The sequence below is a fragment of the Gemmobacter caeni genome, from assembly GCF_003054195.1.
Lineage (GTDB): Bacteria > Pseudomonadota > Alphaproteobacteria > Rhodobacterales > Rhodobacteraceae > Gemmobacter > Gemmobacter caeni.
In genome coordinates, this window is sequence record NZ_QBKP01000022.1 from 20,868 (window position 1) to 38,112 (window position 17,245).

16 protein-coding genes are annotated in these 17,245 nt (G+C 63.9%); 10 read left to right on the forward strand and 6 right to left on the reverse strand.

What is annotated here, in order from left to right; translation table 11 throughout:
- Both C8N34_RS22370 and C8N34_RS22375 read right to left on the reverse strand, forming a co-directional pair.
- A complete protein-coding gene (locus tag C8N34_RS22370; protein WP_054304247.1) occupies positions 1 to 627 on the reverse strand; it encodes an HAD family hydrolase in 627 nt (208 codons plus the stop codon).
- Positions 628 to 672: 45 nt separating this feature from the next.
- Positions 673 to 2,562 carry a bifunctional 2',3'-cyclic-nucleotide 2'-phosphodiesterase/3'-nucleotidase gene (locus C8N34_RS22375; protein ID WP_108130566.1) on the reverse strand — a complete coding sequence of 630 codons (1,890 nt, stop codon included), beginning with the start codon at positions 2,560 to 2,562 and terminating at the stop codon, positions 673 to 675.
- Positions 2,563 to 2,776: 214 nt separating this feature from the next.
- Here C8N34_RS22375 and nudC point away from each other — a divergent pair, with 214 nt between their 5' ends.
- Entirely contained in the window at positions 2,777 to 3,727 is a 951-nt protein-coding gene (nudC, locus tag C8N34_RS22380) for an NAD(+) diphosphatase (protein ID WP_108130567.1), read from the forward strand.
- 63 nt (positions 3,728 to 3,790) lie between these two features.
- Positions 3,791 to 4,258 carry a hypothetical protein gene (locus C8N34_RS22385; RefSeq protein WP_054304244.1) on the forward strand — a complete coding sequence of 156 codons (468 nt, stop codon included), beginning with the start codon at positions 3,791 to 3,793 and terminating at the stop codon, positions 4,256 to 4,258.
- 36 nt (positions 4,259 to 4,294) lie between these two features.
- Here the strand turns inward: C8N34_RS22385 and C8N34_RS22390 are convergent, their stop codons facing one another.
- Complete coding sequence (locus C8N34_RS22390; protein ID WP_054304243.1) at positions 4,295 to 5,125, reverse strand: prephenate dehydratase; 831 nt, start codon at positions 5,123 to 5,125, stop codon at positions 4,295 to 4,297.
- A 133-nt stretch (positions 5,126 to 5,258) separates the two neighbouring features.
- Between C8N34_RS22390 and C8N34_RS22395 the strand changes: the two genes are divergently transcribed.
- The 6 genes from C8N34_RS22395 (at position 5,259) to C8N34_RS22420 (ending at position 12,963) form a co-directional block, all read left to right on the forward strand.
- The gene (locus C8N34_RS22395) at positions 5,259 to 5,786 is read left to right on the forward strand and encodes a c-type cytochrome (RefSeq protein WP_054304242.1); all 528 of its coding nucleotides are present in this window, start codon (positions 5,259 to 5,261) and stop codon (positions 5,784 to 5,786) included.
- Positions 5,787 to 5,960: 174 nt separating this feature from the next.
- Complete coding sequence (locus C8N34_RS22400) at positions 5,961 to 7,868, forward strand: extracellular solute-binding protein (RefSeq protein ID WP_108130568.1); 1,908 nt, start codon at positions 5,961 to 5,963, stop codon at positions 7,866 to 7,868.
- A gap of 1 nt (position 7,869) precedes the next feature.
- Positions 7,870 to 9,036: a microcin C ABC transporter permease YejB gene (locus C8N34_RS22405; protein WP_054304240.1), complete on the forward strand. Its 1,167-nt coding sequence runs from the start codon at positions 7,870 to 7,872 to the stop codon at positions 9,034 to 9,036.
- A 2-nt stretch (positions 9,037 to 9,038) separates the two neighbouring features.
- Positions 9,039 to 10,145 carry an ABC transporter permease gene (locus tag C8N34_RS22410; RefSeq protein ID WP_108130569.1) on the forward strand — a complete coding sequence of 369 codons (1,107 nt, stop codon included), beginning with the start codon at positions 9,039 to 9,041 and terminating at the stop codon, positions 10,143 to 10,145.
- A complete protein-coding gene (locus C8N34_RS22415; protein WP_108130570.1) occupies positions 10,142 to 11,725 on the forward strand; it encodes an ABC transporter ATP-binding protein in 1,584 nt (527 codons plus the stop codon). The genes C8N34_RS22410 and C8N34_RS22415 overlap by 4 nt, the downstream gene beginning before the upstream one ends.
- An 11-nt stretch (positions 11,726 to 11,736) precedes the next feature.
- Entirely contained in the window at positions 11,737 to 12,963 is a 1,227-nt protein-coding gene (locus tag C8N34_RS22420; protein WP_108130571.1) for a glycosyltransferase family 4 protein, read from the forward strand.
- A gap of 26 nt (positions 12,964 to 12,989) precedes the next feature.
- Here the strand turns inward: C8N34_RS22420 and C8N34_RS26485 are convergent, their stop codons facing one another.
- Positions 12,990 to 13,142 carry a hypothetical protein gene (locus tag C8N34_RS26485; RefSeq protein ID WP_158640788.1) on the reverse strand — a complete coding sequence of 51 codons (153 nt, stop codon included), beginning with the start codon at positions 13,140 to 13,142 and terminating at the stop codon, positions 12,990 to 12,992.
- A gap of 217 nt (positions 13,143 to 13,359) precedes the next feature.
- Positions 13,360 to 14,715: an oxygen-independent coproporphyrinogen III oxidase gene (gene hemN, locus C8N34_RS22425; RefSeq protein ID WP_108130572.1), complete on the reverse strand. Its 1,356-nt coding sequence runs from the start codon at positions 14,713 to 14,715 to the stop codon at positions 13,360 to 13,362.
- A gap of 63 nt (positions 14,716 to 14,778) precedes the next feature.
- Between hemN and fnrL the strand changes: the two genes are divergently transcribed.
- Together fnrL and catB are read left to right on the forward strand one after the other, a co-directional pair.
- On the forward strand, positions 14,779 to 15,525 hold the full coding sequence (gene fnrL, locus C8N34_RS22430) for a transcriptional regulator FnrL (RefSeq protein ID WP_054304235.1): 747 nt from the start codon (positions 14,779 to 14,781) through the stop codon (positions 15,523 to 15,525).
- A gap of 192 nt (positions 15,526 to 15,717) precedes the next feature.
- Positions 15,718 to 16,353 carry a type B chloramphenicol O-acetyltransferase gene (catB, locus tag C8N34_RS22435; protein WP_108130573.1) on the forward strand — a complete coding sequence of 212 codons (636 nt, stop codon included), beginning with the start codon at positions 15,718 to 15,720 and terminating at the stop codon, positions 16,351 to 16,353.
- Positions 16,354 to 16,392: 39 nt separating this feature from the next.
- On the opposite strand, the gene C8N34_RS22440 is transcribed toward catB, so the two are convergent.
- Entirely contained in the window at positions 16,393 to 17,238 is an 846-nt protein-coding gene (locus C8N34_RS22440) for a universal stress protein (RefSeq protein ID WP_108130574.1), read from the reverse strand.
- Positions 17,239 to 17,245 lie beyond the last annotated feature (7 nt).

Consider the following 17,245-nt stretch of genomic DNA (forward strand, 5'->3'; position numbering starts at 1 on the left):
TCAGATCACCCCGGCCAGACGTGCGCCTTCCAGCAGGTTTTCGGCCACATGATTGGCATGAACCCCCTCAGTCGGCAGGATGTCAGGCACCTGCACCACTACGCAGCCTGCCTCGCGGGCGGAGCGGGCGCCGGTTTCGCTGTCCTCGAACACCAGACAGCGCGCTGGGGCGACACCCAGCCGCGCGGCGGTCAGCAGATATGGCTCGGGATGCGGCTTTGGCGCGCTCACGTCATCGCGGGTGATGACATGGCGGAAATGGCGCGACAGGCCCGCCATCTCCAGCTTGCGCAGGCCGCTTTCGCGCGCCGAAGAGGTGCAGAGTGCCATCGGCAGGTTGATAAGCTCCAGAATCTCGCGGGCGCCGGGCTTCAGGGGCACATCACCGTCGAGGGCGGCGTGGAAGGCGGCATCCCAGCGCCGGACAAGATCGGCGACATCCGTCTGCGGAAACCACGCCTGCAGCAGAAGCTGGCCGCTGGGGCCGTCCTTGCCGATCAGATCGTGGAACAGATCGTCACCCGCGATCAGCCCCATATCGGACAGAACGCCGCGCCCGGTCCGCATGGCGACGGATTCCGTGTCGATCAATGTGCCGTCCAGATCGAAGATCACCGCATCGAACATCGCATTCCCCGTCGCTGGCCCGTTTCGCGTCCGAGGTCTAGCCGATCACAGGTGCAGACGGAAGCGGGCGAAGCCTTCGGGGGTGGTGCCAAGAGGTTCCGGGTGCAGATGGGCCACCTCTGCCAGATGACGGGTGGCCTCGGGTGCGGTGTCGAAGGTCACGCTGGTGCCAGGCAGCGGCAGAAAGCTGAAGGAAGTCGTCTGGCTGGCAGTGGCAGGGGGGCTGGCGAAATGGCGCAGCAGGATGTCGCGGATCATGGCGTGGCCCACATCCACCAGACGTTCGGGCACCATACGTTCGGGCCGCGCCGCGAGATAGCCGCCGCAGCCTGCCGCGCGGTAACTGTTGGTCGCCAGCAGGAATGTCTGTTTGGGCCGCACCGGCTGTCCCTGATGGCACAGGTCCTGGATGCGCCGGGCTCCGGGATGCACCAGCGCGCCATGGCGGTCGTAACGGGCGGGCTGGCTGAGGTCGATCCGATAGCTCAGGCCGAGGATGTGATCATGGTTATAGCTCGGGAAATCCTCGTCGATCAGTGGGGTATCCCGGCTGCCGGGCGCGATCTCGCGGTAGATGCCGGTCGCGTTTTCCAGCCAGTCAGCGATTTCCGCCCCGCTCAGCTTCAAGACGGCAATCGTGTTCGGGTAGATGTAAAGATCCGCGATATTCCGCAGGGCAAGCGGGCCTGCGGGGATGTCGGTATAGTTACCGGGGCCGCCGCGTCCACCCGCCTTGAACGGAGAGGCGGCAGACAGCAGGGGCAGATCGGCCTCGGGCTGGTCCCGAAGCTGGTGACGCACATAGCTGGCCTGCGCCTCGGCGACAACATCCAGTACGGCCGAGGGCGTGATCGTGGCAAAGTAGCTGTGCAGGGCCACGGCGGTCTGACCGGCGGGGCGACGGATATGGGTCAGTATCGCGGCATGATCCGCCGCAACCGCAGCGGTGAGGGATGGGTCCGGGGATATTCCGGCGGAGGGTCGCAGGTGCGCATGGCCCTTCGTCACCTGCCAGCCCCGCCTCGGGTCATGCGCAAGGTCAAGGTCGATCACCCCCAGATGGGAGGCGTAGTGGCCCGGCAGCACCACAGGCCGCCCGAAAACCAGCCCGCGCTTCAGATCCATGCCGGGGGCGACAGGATATCCCGGCCCCGGAAAGGGCAGATGGCTGTGCCCCGCGATGATCGCATCTATCCCCGGAAAACGCGCAAGGTCGGTCGCGGCATGCTCGGCATTGAACCCGGCATCGGCGGGGCCAAGCCCGGAATGCGCCAGCGCGATCACGATATCCGCCCCGGCCGCACGCAATTCCGGCACCTGCGCGGCCGCAGAGGCGAGAATATCCTGCGTCTCTACGCGCCCCTCCAGAACATTCCGGTCCCATTGCACGATCTGAGGGGGCACGAAACCGATGACTCCGATTCGGATCGCATGTCGCTGGCCATCCGACCCGGTCAGTTCATGCCGCAGCAGACACCACGGCGGCAGCAGCGGCGCGGTGGGCTGCCTGCAGGTCACATTTGCGGTCACGACCGGAAACCGTGCGGCCTTCAGCGCCGCCATCAGCCGCTCCAGCCCGAAGTTGAATTCGTGATTGCCCAGCGTGGCAGCGTCATAGCCAAGGTGGTTCATCGCGATCAGCGCGGGATGCGGGCCGCTGTCGGGCGTGAGCACTTGCTGCATCGCGAAATCGCCCAGCGGATTGCCTTGCAGGAAATCGCCATTGTCAAACAGCAGACTGTCCGGCGCCTCGGCGCGGGCCTGCGCGATCAGGGTCGCAACCCGAGCGAGCCCGATATCGTCCCGCTCCTGATCCGCGTAATAATCATAGCCCAGAACATGCGAATGCACATCGGTCGTGGCCAGAATGCGCAGCCGTGCGGTGAGGGGCGAAGCAGCAGGCGCGGGCACCGGCGCGTTGCGGTCTGAGGGCATGCTTTTCCTGTTTTCTCCGCATGATAGCGGATGCGGGAAATGTCTTTGGGTCTGTCTAACGGCCTATCTAGCCGGTGGGACTTTGCGGCTGTCAATCTTGCAACGAGAATATTTCCACTCTGGGTTGCGATTGGCGCAGTCCTGTCGTTGCGGGTTTGCGTCATGCCCCGGCTCGTGCCAGAAAGCGGCGCAGGGCAGCGCGCGGGAGGATCGGATGCGCCATTCGGAAACCGTGACTTTCGGCGGCTCGGGGCTGGTTCGCGCGGCGCATCTGCGCGGCGATGCCGAGGCGCTGACCCGGCTGCGCGCCGGGGGCGGGCAGGTGCTGGTGCTGTGGCGCGGGCGCATTCCGGTGGCGGATACGGGCGGATTGGTCTGGGTGGCTGCCGATCATCCGCTTGTCGCAGGCCTTCCGGCGCCGGTCTTTCTTGGGCTGGACGACGGCATTGCGCGCTTCGCGGTCGACCTGCCGGGCTGGGTGCCTGCCGAAGGGGCGCCGACACCCGCCTTTCTGGATCAAAGCCGCATCCGTCACCCGCAACTTGCGGCAGACCATGGCTTTGCCGAATTGCGGGCCGAGATGACGCGGCTGACAGCGCGAGAGGCCGAGCTGGCCGCGACGGCGCGGGCGATCCTGGGCTGGCACAGTTCTCACGGGTTCTGCGCGGCCTGCGGGGCAGCGACCGAGATGGTCAATGCGGGCTGGCAACGTGCCTGCGCGCAATGCGGCGCCCAGCATTTTCCGCGCACCGATCCTGTGGTGATCATGCTGATCACGCGGGGGAACCGGGCGCTGCTGGGCCGCTCGCCGGGCTGGCCCGAGGGAATGTACTCCTGCCTTGCCGGTTTCATGGAGCCGGGCGAGACGGTCGAGGCCGCCGTGCGCCGCGAGGTGGCCGAGGAAACCGGCATCCGCGTCGGTGCGGTGCGCTACCTTGCCAGTCAGCCCTGGCCCTTTCCGGCCTCGCTGATGATCGGCTGTGCGGGCGAGGCGCTCAGCGAGACGATCACGCTGGACCCGGTCGAACTGGAAGATGCCTTGTGGGTAAGCCGCGAGGAACTGATGGAGGCGATGGCTGGCGCGCATCCTGTGATACATCCGGCCCGCAAGGGCTCGATTGCGCATTTTCTGCTGTCGAACTGGCTTGCAGACCGACTTTTTTAATCGGAAACTTACACGATAACAGGCAAAAGGGGACAAGCGGCAGCCCCGGAGAGGCAGGAATGAATGAAGCTGACCACACGCGAGGACATCGAGGCGCCGCTGGATTTCGTCTATGGCGCCTTTGCCGATACCGGACACTGGGAACGGTCTGCCATGCGCCGCGGGGCCGAGGTGGTGCGGTCCGACCGGATTCAGGGCTTCGCGCCAGGCATGGTGTGGAATGTCAGCTTCGTCTATCGCAGCCGCCCGCGCCGTGTGGCGGTCAAGCTGGTCTCGGTGGACCAGCCAAACAATCTGGGTTTCCAGATCATCGCCACCACCTTTGACGCAGGCGTCACGCTGGATTTCGTCGAACTGTCGTCGCGCCGCACCCGCGTGACCATCACCTCCGAGGTGAAGCCGCGCACGCTGGCGGCGCGGGTGTTCATCCAGTCGATGAAACTGGCGCGCAACAAGATCGAACGGAAATACGAGGCGCGGGTTGGTCTGATCTGCAACGAGATCGAAGAGCGCTACCGCATCCGCCGCTGAGAGCAGGGGGCCGCCGGATGCGGCCCCGGTCCCGGATCAGACCCGGCTTTCATCGGCCGGATAGACCCCCAGAATGTTCATGTTCGTGGTGAAATAGCGCAGCTCTTCCAGCGCGCGGGCCACATGCGCATCCTCGGGATGGCCCTCGATGTCGGCATAGAACTCGGTCGCCGTGAAGCTGCCGCCGACCATATAGCTTTCCAGCTTGGTCATGTTGACGCCGTTGGTCGCAAAGCCGCCCATTGCCTTGTACAGTGCGGCGGGAATGTTGCGGACGCGGAAGGTGAAGGTCGTGATCATCCGCGCGGCGCGGCGGCTGTGGTCGGGGGTGCGGCTCATCACAAGGAAGCGGGTGGTATTGTTGGCCTGATCCTCGATATGGCGGGCCAGCACGTCCAGACCATAGATTTCGGCCGCCAGCTCGCTGGCCAGCGCGGCGCGGGCCGGATTGCCTGCCTCGGCCACTTCACGGGCGGCGCGGGCATTGTCGCTGCTGACGACGCCCCGGATGCTACGCTCGCGCAGGAACTGCGCGCATTGCGGCAGGATCACCACATGGCCATGCGCCTCGCGCACCTCGTCCAGCTTTGCGCCCCTGACACCCAGAAGGTTGACGTGCACCCGGACGAAGGCCTCGTCCACGATATGCAGCCCGGCCTTGGGCAGCAGGCTGTGCACGTCGGCGACCCGGCCGTAGGTGGAGTTTTCCACCGCCAGCATCCCCAGATCCACCTCGCCCGCGCGCGTCATCTCCACCACATCCTCGAAGGTGGTGCAGGGCACCGGGGTGAATCCGGGGCGCGCCTGTGCGCAGGCCTGATGCGAATAGGCGCCCAGTTCCCCCTGAAAAGCGATGCGTCCGGTCATGTCTGCTTTCCTTCCTGCCCCTCGCGTGGTCAAATCGCCGCATTTACGGGGCCGGAGGTGCTACTACACCTTGAAACCCGTGCGGGGAAGCGGATAGAAGCCCCCTCAGCTTCATGCCAAAACGGGACGCGACATGTTCGACACGATGACTTTCACGAAGGTGCTGGGTGCGGTCTGCGGGTCGCTGCTCGTGTTCCTTCTGGGCAACTGGGCTGCCACGGCGCTGTATTCGATGGAAGGTGGCCATGGCGAAGGCGAAGAATCGCAAAGCTATGTGATCGAGGTCGCCGATGCCGGCGGCGCAGGTGACGCAGGCGCAGAGGCCGGCCCCTCGTGGGACGAAGTCTATGCCGCCGCCGATCCGGCCAAGGGCGAGAAGGTTTTCGCTAAGTGCAAGGCCTGCCACAAGGTCGATGGCACCAACAGCACCGGCCCGCATCTGGACGGCGTCGTGAACCGTGCGAAAGCCTCGGTCGAGGGCTTCGGCTATTCGGACGCGCTGAAGGCGATGGCGGGCGACACCTGGACCCCCGAGAATCTGGAACATTTCCTGACCAACCCGAAAGGCTATGCGCCGGGCACCAAGATGTCCTTCGCCGGTCTGCCGAAGATCGACGACCGTGCGAATCTGATCGCCTGGCTGGCGACCGCACATCCGTGATCCCGCGCTTCTTGCGCAATGGTCGGGCCACCCCTTGCGGGTGGCCTTTTCATTTGCGGCATTCACGACGGATAACGCAAACGCGCCCCGGATAACGCAAACGCGCCTTGAGGGCAGGGGAATTTCCGTTACTCTCAGGCCAAACGCACGCCAAGAAGGCCGCAGGAGAGTTTCATGCCGCACACCCCAGCCCGCCCGATCCGCCGCAAGTTTCATCCGATGCGGGTGATCGGGCCGGGGTTGCTGGCGGTTGTGGCGGCAGCGCCTGTTTCGGCCGAGGAAAAGGTGATCCATGCGCATGGCATCTCGACCTTCGGGGATCTGAAATATCCGGTCGATTTCGCGCATTTCGACTATGTGAATCCGGATGCGCCCAAGGGCGGCACCATGAGCTTTCGTGGCACCGGCGCCAGCTCTACCTTCAACAGCCTGAATCCCTTCATCCTGAAAGGCGAACCTGCGCAGGGGCTTGGGCTGCTTTATGACAGCCTGATGAGCGGTTCGCCCGACGAACCCGATGCCTCTTACGGGCTGGTGGCGTCCAGCCTCGAATACCCCGAAGACAGGTCGTGGGTGATCTTCAACATGCGCCCCGAGGCAACCTTTTCGGATGGTGAGCCGATCACGGCGGCGGATGTGGTATTCACCTACGAGGTGCTGCTGGACAAGGGCGCGCCCAGCTACAAGGTGGCGCTCAAGGACATTGAAAAGGTCGAGGCGCTGGACCCGCATCGCGTGAAGTTCACCTTCCGGCCCGGCGTCGCCACCCGTGACCTGCCCGCACTGGCGGGGGGGCTGTCGATCCTGCCGAAACATTATTACGATAAGGTGGATTTCACCGCCTCGACGCTGGTGCCGCCGGTCGGCTCGGGTCAGTTTGTGGTGAAGGATGTGAAGCCCGGACGGTCGATCACCTATTGCCGTAACCCCGATTACTGGGGTGCCAGCCTGCCGGTGAACATCGGGGGTGCGAATTTCGACTGCTACACCTACGAATACTACGCCGATACCACGGCGGCCTTCGAGGCGTTCAAATCCGGTGGCTATCTGTTGCAGCAGGAGTTTTCCTCGCTGATCTGGGCAACGGCCTATGATTTTCCCGCGCTGAAGAAGGGCTGGGTCAAGCGCGAGGAACTGGCCGACAACAACCCCTCGGGCACGCAGGGCTTCTGGTTCAACCTGCGGCGCGAGAAGTTTGCCGATCCGCGGGTGCGGCAGGCGCTGGGCATGATGTTCAACTTCGAATGGTCGAACCAGACGCTGTTCTTCGATCTTTACAAACGCACCGACAGCTTCTTTGAAAACTCGCCCCTGCAAGCCGAGGGCCTGCCAGAGGGCGAGGAGCTTGCGGTGCTGGAGCAATTCCGCGACCGGCTGCCGCCTGAAATCTTCACCGAACCGGCCTACGAGCCGCCGGTTTACGAGGCGACAGACCCCGCGACCGGCAAGCTGCGGCAGCTTGATCGCAAGATCCTGCGCCAGGCCTCTGCCCTGATGGACGAGGCGGGCTGGAAAGTGGGCGAGGGCGGGCTGCGCCGCAATGACAAGGGGCAGGTGTTCACGCTGGAATTCATCGAGGATCAGCCTTCGTTCGATCGCGTGCTGAACCCCTATATCGCCAACCTCAGGGCCTTGGGCATCGACGCACGGCTGACCCATATCGACGCGGCGCAGATGCAGCAGCGGCAAGAGGATTTCGAATACGACATCATCAGCGGTCGTTTCGTGATGTCGCAAACCCCTTCGGTCGAATTGCGCCAGTTCTTCACCACCGAATCCGCCGATGCCAAGGGCTCGGCCAATCTCAGCGGGGTTGCCGATCCGGTGCTGGACGACCTGGTCGAACTGGTCATCGCCTCGAAAACCCGCGAGGAACTGACTGTGCGCGCCAAGGCGCTGGACCGGGTGCTGCGGTTCAAGCAGATCTGGGTGCCGAACTGGTACAGCGGCAAGTATCTGGTCGCCTATTGGGATGTCTTCGGCCGCCCGCCGGAGCAGCCGCCCTATTCGCGCGGCGACGGGTTGTGGTGGATGGACGAGGCGAAGCTGGGCGTCATGAAGGCCCAGGGGGCGCTGCGCTGACATGGGCGCCTATCTGCTGCGCAGGCTTCTGCTGATCATTCCGACCCTGCTCGGGATCATGGTCATCAATTTCGTGCTGACCCAGTTCGTGCCCGGCGGGCCGGTGGAACAGGTTCTGGCCCGGCTGGATGGCGCGGGCGATGCCTTTCAGTCGATTTCCGGCGGGGGCGGAGATGCCGGGTCGGGCGGGGCGCCCGCAGCGGGGGCGGGCAACGAGTCCGGCTATATCGGTGCGCGCGGTCTGCCCGCCGATTTCATTGATGATCTGGAGGCGCAGTTCGGCTTTGCCCGTATCATCTGTGCCGAGGGTTATACCGGCCCGGTCAGCACCCGCGCGCCCGAATGCCACAAGGAGCCGATCCCGCTGCTGGAACGCTTTGGAATCATGATGGGCAATTACCTGCGCTTCGATTTCGGCGAAAGCTACTTCCGGTCGATCAGCGTCACCGATCTGGTGCTGGAAAAGATGCCGGTCTCGATCACGCTGGGCCTGTGGTCCACGCTGATTGCCTATCTGATTTCCATTCCGCTGGGCATCCGCAAGGCGGTGCGCGACGGGTCTGCTTTCGACACCTGGACCTCGGCCATGATCATCGTGGGCTATGCGATTCCGGGCTTCCTGTTTGCCATCCTGCTGCTGGTTTTGTTCGCGGGCGGCTCTTACTGGCAGTGGTTCCCGCTCAGGGGCCTCACCTCGGATGGATGGAGCCAGATGAGCCTCTGGGGCAAGATCACGGATTACCTGTGGCATATCGTGCTGCCGGTCACCGCCTCCACCATTTCCAGCTTTGCCACACTGACGCTCCTGACGAAAAACAGCTTTCTGGATGAAATCCGCAAGCAATATGTGATGACGGCACGGGCCAAGGGGCTGACGGAAAGCCGTGTGCTGTATGGCCATGTGTTCCGCAATGCCATGCTGATCGTCATCGCCGGTTTTCCGGCGGTCTTCATCAGCGTGTTCTTCGGCGGGTCCATCATCATCGAGACGATCTTCTCGCTGGATGGCCTTGGTCGCCTTGGCTTCGAGGCGGCGGTGAACCGCGATTATCCGGTGCTGTTCGGGACGCTGTTCATCTTCGGGCTGATGGGGCTGGTGGTCGGGATCATTTCTGACATGACCTATGTGCTGGTCGATCCGCGCATTGATTTTGAGCGGAGGGGCTGACCATGGCGCTTTCGCCGCTGAACCAGCGCCGCTGGCGCAATTTCAAGGCCAATCGCCGGGCCTTCTGGTCGCTGTGGATTTTTGCCGTGCTGTTCGGCCTGTCACTGGGAGCGGAGCTGATCGCCAATGACAAGCCGCTGCTGGTCAGTTTCAAGGGGGAGTATTACACGCCCTTCCTGAAGTTCTACCCCGAAACCACCTTCGGCGGCGACTTCCAGACCGAAGCCGCCTATCGAGACCCCGAGGTGCAATGCCTGATCGTCGCGCAGGGGGCGGAAGCCTGCTGGGACGATCCTGAAGGGGTGCTGACGCAGGCCAGGGCCGGTGCGGTGGACGGGCAGCCGGTGGTGCCCGGCTGGCTGCTTTGGGCACCGATCCCCTACAGCTATAACACGATCAACGATCTGGGCGGGGCTGCGCCTTCGGCCCCCGATGCGCAGCACTGGCTGGGCACTGATGACACCGCGCGCGATGTGCTGGCGCGGGTGATCTATGGCTTCCGCCTGTCGATCAGTTTCGCCCTGATCGTGACCGCGCTGACCAGTGTCATCGGTATCGCGGCAGGGGCGGTGCAGGGCTATTTTGGTGGCTGGGTCGATCTGACCTTCCAGCGCGTGATTGAAATCTGGGGCGCCACGCCCTCGCTTTACATCATCATCATCGTCGGCGCGATCTGGCAGATGAGCTTCTGGCTCCTGATCGGGCTGATGGTGCTGTTTGGCTGGACCTCGCTGATCGGCGTGGTGCGGGCCGAATTCCTGCGCGCGCGCAATTTTGAATATGTGCGCGCGGCGCGGGCGCTGGGCGTACCTGACCGGGTGATCATGGTGCGCCATGTGCTGCCCAATGCGATGGTCGCGACGCTGACCATGCTGCCCTTCCTTGTCACCGGCACCATTGGCACGCTAGCCGCGCTGGATTTTCTGGGCTTTGGTTTGCCAGCCTCGGCCCCCTCGCTGGGCGAGTTGACGCAACAGGCCAAGGACAACCTTCAAGCACCCTGGCTGGCCTTTACCGCCTTCACCACCTTCGCCCTGATGCTGTCGCTGCTGGTTTTCATCTTTGAAGGCGTGCGCGATGCTTTCGACCCCAGAAAGACCTTCCGATGAGCGTTCTGTCCGTTGAAAAGCTGAACGTGCGCTTTCGGCAGGACGGCCGCATCGTCCATGCGGTGCGGGATGTGAGCTTCAGCGTCGACCGGGGCGAGACGGTCGCGCTGGTGGGGGAAAGCGGGTCGGGCAAGTCGGTGACGGCGCTGTCCACCGTGGGACTTTTGCCTGACAGCGCGATGATGGAGGGCTCCATCACCTATCAGGGCACGCAAATGGTGGGCGCGCCCGAGGCGGATCTGCGCCGTATCCGGGGCAATGACATCAGCTTCATCTTTCAGGAGCCGATGACCAGCCTGAACCCGCTGCACACGATCGAAAAGCAGCTGACCGAAAGCCTTGCGCTGCATCAGGGGCTGCGGGGACAGGCGGCGCGGGCGCGGGTTGTCGATCTGTTGAACAAGGTCGGTATCCGCGATGCCGAAAGCCGGCTGGGATCTTATCCGCATCAGCTTTCGGGTGGGCAGCGGCAGCGCGTGATGATCGCCATGGCACTGGCCAACGGGCCGGAACTGCTGATCGCGGATGAGCCGACCACCGCGCTCGATGTGACGATTCAGGCGCAGATCCTTGACCTTCTGGCGGATCTGAAGCGCAGCGAAGGGTTGTCGATGCTGTTCATCACGCATGATCTGGGGATCGTGCGGCGCATCGCCGACCGTGTCTGCGTGATGAAGGACGGCGAGGTTGTCGAACAGGGGCCCGCAGCCGAAATCTTTGCCAATCCGCAGCACCCCTATACCCGGAAGCTGCTGGCGGCAGAACCGAAGGGCCGCCCCGATCCGGTGCCCGAGGGTGCGCCCGAACTGGTGCGCACCGAAAACCTGCGCGTCTGGTTCCCGATCCACAGCGGCCTCATGCGCAAGGTCACCGGCCATGTGAAGGCGGTGAACGACGCAAGCCTCTCTGTCCGCGCGGGCGAGACGCTGGGCATCGTCGGTGAAAGCGGCTCTGGCAAGACGACGCTGGCGCTGGCCATCATGCGGCTGATCGGTTCGGAAGGGCGGATCGTGTTCATGGGCCAGGAAATCTCGGGCTGGCACAGCCGCCAGCTGCGCCCCTTGCGCCGTGACATGCAGATCGTGTTTCAGGACCCTTTCGGATCGCTCAGCCCCCGGATGACGGTGGAGGAGATCATTGCCGAAGGTCTGGGCGTTCACGGTCTTGAACCGGGTCGCAACCGGCGCGAGATGGTCAGCGACATCATGGTTGAGGTCGGGCTGGACCCGGCCGCCATGGGGCGTTACCCGCATGAATTTTCCGGCGGGCAGCGCCAGCGCATCGCGGTGGCACGCGCCATGATCCTGCGGCCGAAACTGGTGGTGCTGGATGAACCGACATCGGCGCTGGACATGACGGTGCAGGTGCAGATCGTCGACCTGCTGCGCGCGTTGCAGCGCAAATACGGCCTTGCCTATCTGTTCATCAGCCACGACCTGCGGGTGGTGCGGGCGCTGTCGCACAAGGTTCTGGTGATGCGGAATGGCGACGTTGTGGAAGCCGGAGACGGGCAGGCGGTGTTCGAGACACCGCAAACCGAGTATACCCGTGCCCTGATGGCCGCCGCTTTCGGCGCGTGACGAGGCATTGCATGAAAATTCTTTTCGTTCACCAGAATTTCCCTGCCCAGTTCCTGCATCTGGCACCGGAAATGCAGCGGCGTGGCCATGACTGCATCGCGCTGACGGATACGACCAACAACCGAAGCTCTGAAATCCGGGTTGTGAAATATCGCCACAACAGCCCGGCGCCCGATCCGCAGGCCTGCCGTCTGGGCCGCAACTACACACAGATGAGCGACCGCGGCGTCACCGTGGCCCGCGCCGCGATGCAGATGCGCGAGCAGGGCTATGTTCCCGACGTGATCTTCGGCCATTCCGGCTGGGGCGAGACGCTGTTTCTGAAAGAGGTCTGGCCCGAGGCGAAGCTGCTGGTCTATGCCGAATTTTACTACAAGGGCCGTGGCGCGGATGTCGGGTTTGATCCCGAATTCGACCGCCCGAATTTCGATCAGGTCATCATCGCCCAGGGCCGCACCACGCATCTGGGGCAGGCGCTGCTGCATGCCGATGCAGGGTTGTCGCCGACGCGCTGGCAGGCCAGCACCTATCCGCCGATCCTGCGAGAACGGATCAAGGTCATCTTCGACGGTGTGGATACCGGCGTGATGAAGCCCGATCCGACCGCAACGCTGACGCTTCCGAATGGCAGGGTTCTGAAGGCGGGGGACGAGGTGCTGACCTTCGTGAACCGCAATCTGGAACCCTATCGCGGCTATCACACCTTCATGCGGGCGCTGCCCGCCATCATGGCCGAACGGCCGGAGGCGCAGGTGGTGATCGTGGGCGGTGATGAGGTCAGCTATGGCCGTCCCGCGCCCGAGGGCCAAAGCTGGAAGAACATCTATCTGGATCAGGTGAAGGACCGGCTGGATATGTCGCGGGTGCATTTCATGGGCAAGGTGCCGTATCCCACCTTTGTCAGCATGATGCAGGTCAGCCGCGTGCACGCCTATCTGACCTATCCTTTCGTGCTGAGCTGGTCGATGCTGGAGGCGATGGGCGCCGGATGCATGGTCGTGGGCTCGCGCACCGCGCCGGTGGCCGAACTGATCGAAGACGGGGTGAATGGCCGTCTGGTCGATTTCTTCGATGTCGAGGGCTGGTCGAAGATGATCACCCGTGCGCTTGCGCGGCCCGAACGGTTCATGGACCTTCGACGCGCCGCGCGTGAAACCATTGTCAAAGGCTATGACCTGCGCACGGTCTGCCTGCCGCAGATGGTGGAGTGGGTGGAAAGCTTCGGCCCTTCGGCCTGAGGGTCAGGAATCGAGGGGAGCGGGGTTCAGGGGGCCACGCCCTCGCGCTCAAGGCATTCCTGCACCTTCCGCATCGCCGCCGCCAAGCCCGTCAGCGCCGCAAGCGTTCCTGCCAGGGCGGTCAGGTGTGTGCCGTTGCGCAGTGCGGCCTGCTGTTCGGGGTCGAGAAACCAGATCAAGCCGTCCTCACCGCCGAAAAAGTTCCGGTGAAGCGGGTGCTGTCAATCCTGATCGTCCCCGCCGCCTCGCCCGAGGTCGCGGTGCCGGGCAGAACCACCGTCCAGCCCTCGGCACTCGTCTGGGTTTCAACACCGCCCTGCGGTGCGGTGGCCGCACAGCGCAGCGCGATCCCGTCATGCCGGAGCGCAGCCTCTTTGCAGCGGCGGTCCGGCCCCCTCAGATCGCCGCGGAATGCTGGGCCTTGCTATGGTCATAGGCGTCGAAGGTGCGGGCTATCATCCGGGTCAGCGGGCGGGCGGGCACCGGGATGGACAGGCCGTCCGCATCGACACGCACCATTTCGCCGAACTGAGCCTTCGCCGCCGCGAACATGGCCGACAGCGCGGCGTCATCGGTAGCGAAATCGCGGAGCAACTCTGCCCGCGAGACGTGGAAGTCGCACATCAGCGCCTCGATGATGCGGCCGCGCAGCTTGTCTTCACCGCTGAACACATGGCCGCGATGCGTGGTGAAATGCCCGGCGCGCACGGATTTGGTGTAATCCGAGGTGCCCGAGGCGTTCTGCGCATAGCCCTGCGGAAAGCGCGAGATGCTGGAGGCACCAAGCCCCACCAGCACATCGGCACGGTCATCGGTATAGCCCTGGAAATTCCGCCGCAAGCCGCCGCTCCGGGCCGCTACCGCCAGCCCGTCATCAGGACGCGCGAAATGGTCGATGCCGATGGATTCGTATCCGTCCCAGTCGAACAGCTGCGCTGCTGTTTCAAACAGCTTCAGCCGCTCCTGCGGGGTTGGGATGGCATCCGAGGGGATAAGTTGCTGGCGACGGCTCATCCAAGGCACATGGGCGTAGCCGTAAAGTGCCACCCGGTCGGGGGAGAGTGTCAGCAATTTCTGCACGCTGTCGGCAATCCGTGCCTGGGTCTGGTGCGGCAGCCCGTAAAGGATATCGGCATTGAGGCTGCGAACATCACGGTCACGGATCATGTCAGCGACACGTTTGGTCAGATCGTAAGGTTGGATACGGCCGATGGTGGCCTGAATTTCAGGGTCAAAATCCTGAACGCCGATCGAGGCGCGGTTCATCCCCGCTGCCGCCAGCGCGTCCAGCCGCACAGCATCCACCTCGTCGGGGTCAATCTCGACCGAAAACTCCGCGCCTTCGCCCATCGGCACCGCATCGAACACCGTTGCTGCCAGATCGCGGATCATGTCGGGCTTCAGCAGTGTCGGCGTGCCACCGCCCCAGTGCAGGCGGCTCAGATGCACGCCCTGCGGCAGATGCGCCTTCAAGAGCGCGATTTCTGCCTTCAGGGTCTGCACATAGGCCAGCACCGGCTCGTCGCTGGACGTGCCCTGCGTGCGGCAGGCGCAGAACCAGCACAGGCGCCGGCAGAACGGCACATGCAGATAGAGCGAGATTGCAGATCCGGCCGGAATCGTCTCGATCCAGCGGGTAAACAGCGCAGGGCTGACGTCGTTTCCGAAATGCGGGGCCGTGGGGTAGCTGGTGTAGCGGGGCACACGCGCGTCGAAAAGACCGAGCCGGGTGAGTTGCGATTCCTTGTCCATGCCACTAGATTAGAAGGCGTAACGCGCAACAGCCTTGACCCAGATCAAGACCAGGAAACCGGGATGCCGATGCAGGACATGCACCCAGTGCATCACGAGTGCGGGGATTGCCCCATCAGACACCGTGCGGTCTGTGCCCGCTGCGAGGCGGATGAGCTGTCGCGGCTGGAGCAGATCAAATATTACCGCTCCTATCAGGCCGGTCAGACGGTTGTCTGGTCGGGCGACCGGATGGATTTCGTGGCGTCCGTTGTCAGCGGTATCGCCACACTGACGCAGACGATGGAAGATGGCCGTCGCCAGATGGTCGGGCTGTTGCTGCCATCGGATTTCGTCGGGCGGCCCGGCCGGTCCACTGCGGCCTATGATGTGACGGCGACCACCGATCTGGTGATGTGCTGTTTCCGCAAGAAGCCGTTCGAGGACATGATGCTGTCCACGCCTCACATCGGCCAGCGCCTGCTGGAGATGACGCTGGACGAGCTGGACGCCGCGCGTGAATGGATGCTGCTTCTGGGGCGCAAGACGGCGCGGGAAAAGATCGCCTCGCTTCTGGCCATCATCGCCCGGCGCGACGCGACGCTGAAGCTGAAGGCGGCGAAGGGGCCGCTGGTGTTTGACCTGCCGCTGACGCGCGAGGAAATGGCCGATTATCTGGGCCTGACTCTGGAAACCGTCAGCCGCCAGATCTCGGCCCTGCGGCGTGAGGGGATCATCCTGCTGGATGGCAAGCGCCACGTCACCATCCCCGATTTCGACCTCCTGCTGGAAGAGGCGGGCGACGACAGCGACGGCGGCGTGCTGGGCTGACTTGCGCCCGGCGGCATCTTCCCTATGATTGCCGGGCGTTCCGTGCAGCGTCTTCGAGGACCCCGTGAAATCTGCGGACCGAACCATCTGAAGGACGCCCTGCGCCTTGTGGCAGGGCCATAGCGCATCGCCCTCGCGATTGCGCTTTCTTCGCCTGAGCGCGATTACCCTTGTCCATTCAGAGAACTGCAAATGAAGAACTATTTTGACAGCCCCTTCCGCGGGGTGACACTCGACCGGCAGGTGACGAACCCGAACATCACTGTCGGGCGGTTCAGCTACTATTCAGGATACTATCACGGCCACAGCTTTGACGACTGTGCGCGATATCTGTTGCCGGATGAAGGGGCTGACCGCCTGGTCATCGGCAGCTTCTGTTCCATCGGGTCGGGGGCGGCCTTCATCATGGCGGGCAATCAGGGCCACCGGAATGATTGGGTCAGCACCTTTCCCTTTTTCTGGATGCCAGAGGTTGCTGCCTTCGATGGCGCGGAAAATGGCTATCGTCCCGCAGGGGATACGGTCATTGGAAATGATGTCTGGATCGGGTCAGAGGCCATCATCATGCCGGGGGTGACGATCGGCGATGGCGCCGTGATCGGCACGCGGGCTCTGGTGACCCGCGACGTCGCGCCCTATGCCATCGTGGCGGGCAATCCGGCGAAGACCATTCGAAGCCGGTTCGATGAGAGCGCCGTCGCGCTTCTGCTGGAGATGAAGTGGTGGGACTGGTCGGAAGATCAGCTCCGGCCCGCGATGCCATTGCTGACAAGCGCGAAGGTTGAGGAATTGCACGCCTACTGGCAGAGGCAGATCCGTTCCGCGTGATCAAAAGGCCCGCGCCCGCCAAAGCGGGCGCGGCCGGGATCAGTGGGCCATCAGCACCGGCACTTCGGCGTGTTCCAGCATATTGCGGGTGGCGCCGCCCAGAATGGCCTCGCGGAAACGCGAATGGCCATAGGCGCCCATCACCAGCATGTCGGCGTCGATGTCGCGGACATGGCGGTTCAGCACGTCCGAGATGCGCGGCATGGTCCGGGCCAGCACCGAAACCTCTGCCTTCACGCCATGGCGCACCAGCATCTGACACAGCGCGCCGCCGGGGTCGGACCGTTCGGGACCGTGCTGCGGCGGGTCGATGATGGCGATGTTAACCATCTGCGCGCCTTTCAGGAAGGGCAGGGCGCGGCGCACTGCCACCATGGCCTCGCGGCTCTGGTTCCAGCCGATGACCACGCGTTGCGGCATCGTGACTTCGCGGACTGTTTCGGGCAGGACCAGAACGGGGGCCTGACTTTCGAACAGGGCCGCCTCGACCACGGCTTCCGCCTCGGAGGATTTGCCCTTGCCATAGGGCGGGGGCAGAACAACCAGATCCGAGAAACGTGCCTTCAGCGATACCAGATCGGACAGCGCGCCCAACTGGGCGACAGCACTTTCAACCGCCCACCGCTGGTCGGCGGAATATTCCTCAAGCGCCGCCCGTGCGGCGGCTTCGGTGGCACGGGCCTCGGCCTCGGCCTGGTCAAGTGCGGCCTGAAGGATGACGCTGCCACCCCCGATATAGGCATAGCCGACCTGGGTCCGGTCAACCCCGAGCGCCAGCACATCAAGATGCGCGTCCAGCGCATCCGCAAGCCGTGCCACCGGGGCTATGGTGGCTTGCGCCTCCTCTGCCGAAGTGACGACGGTTGTGAGGGTCTTGTAGCTCATTTTCTCA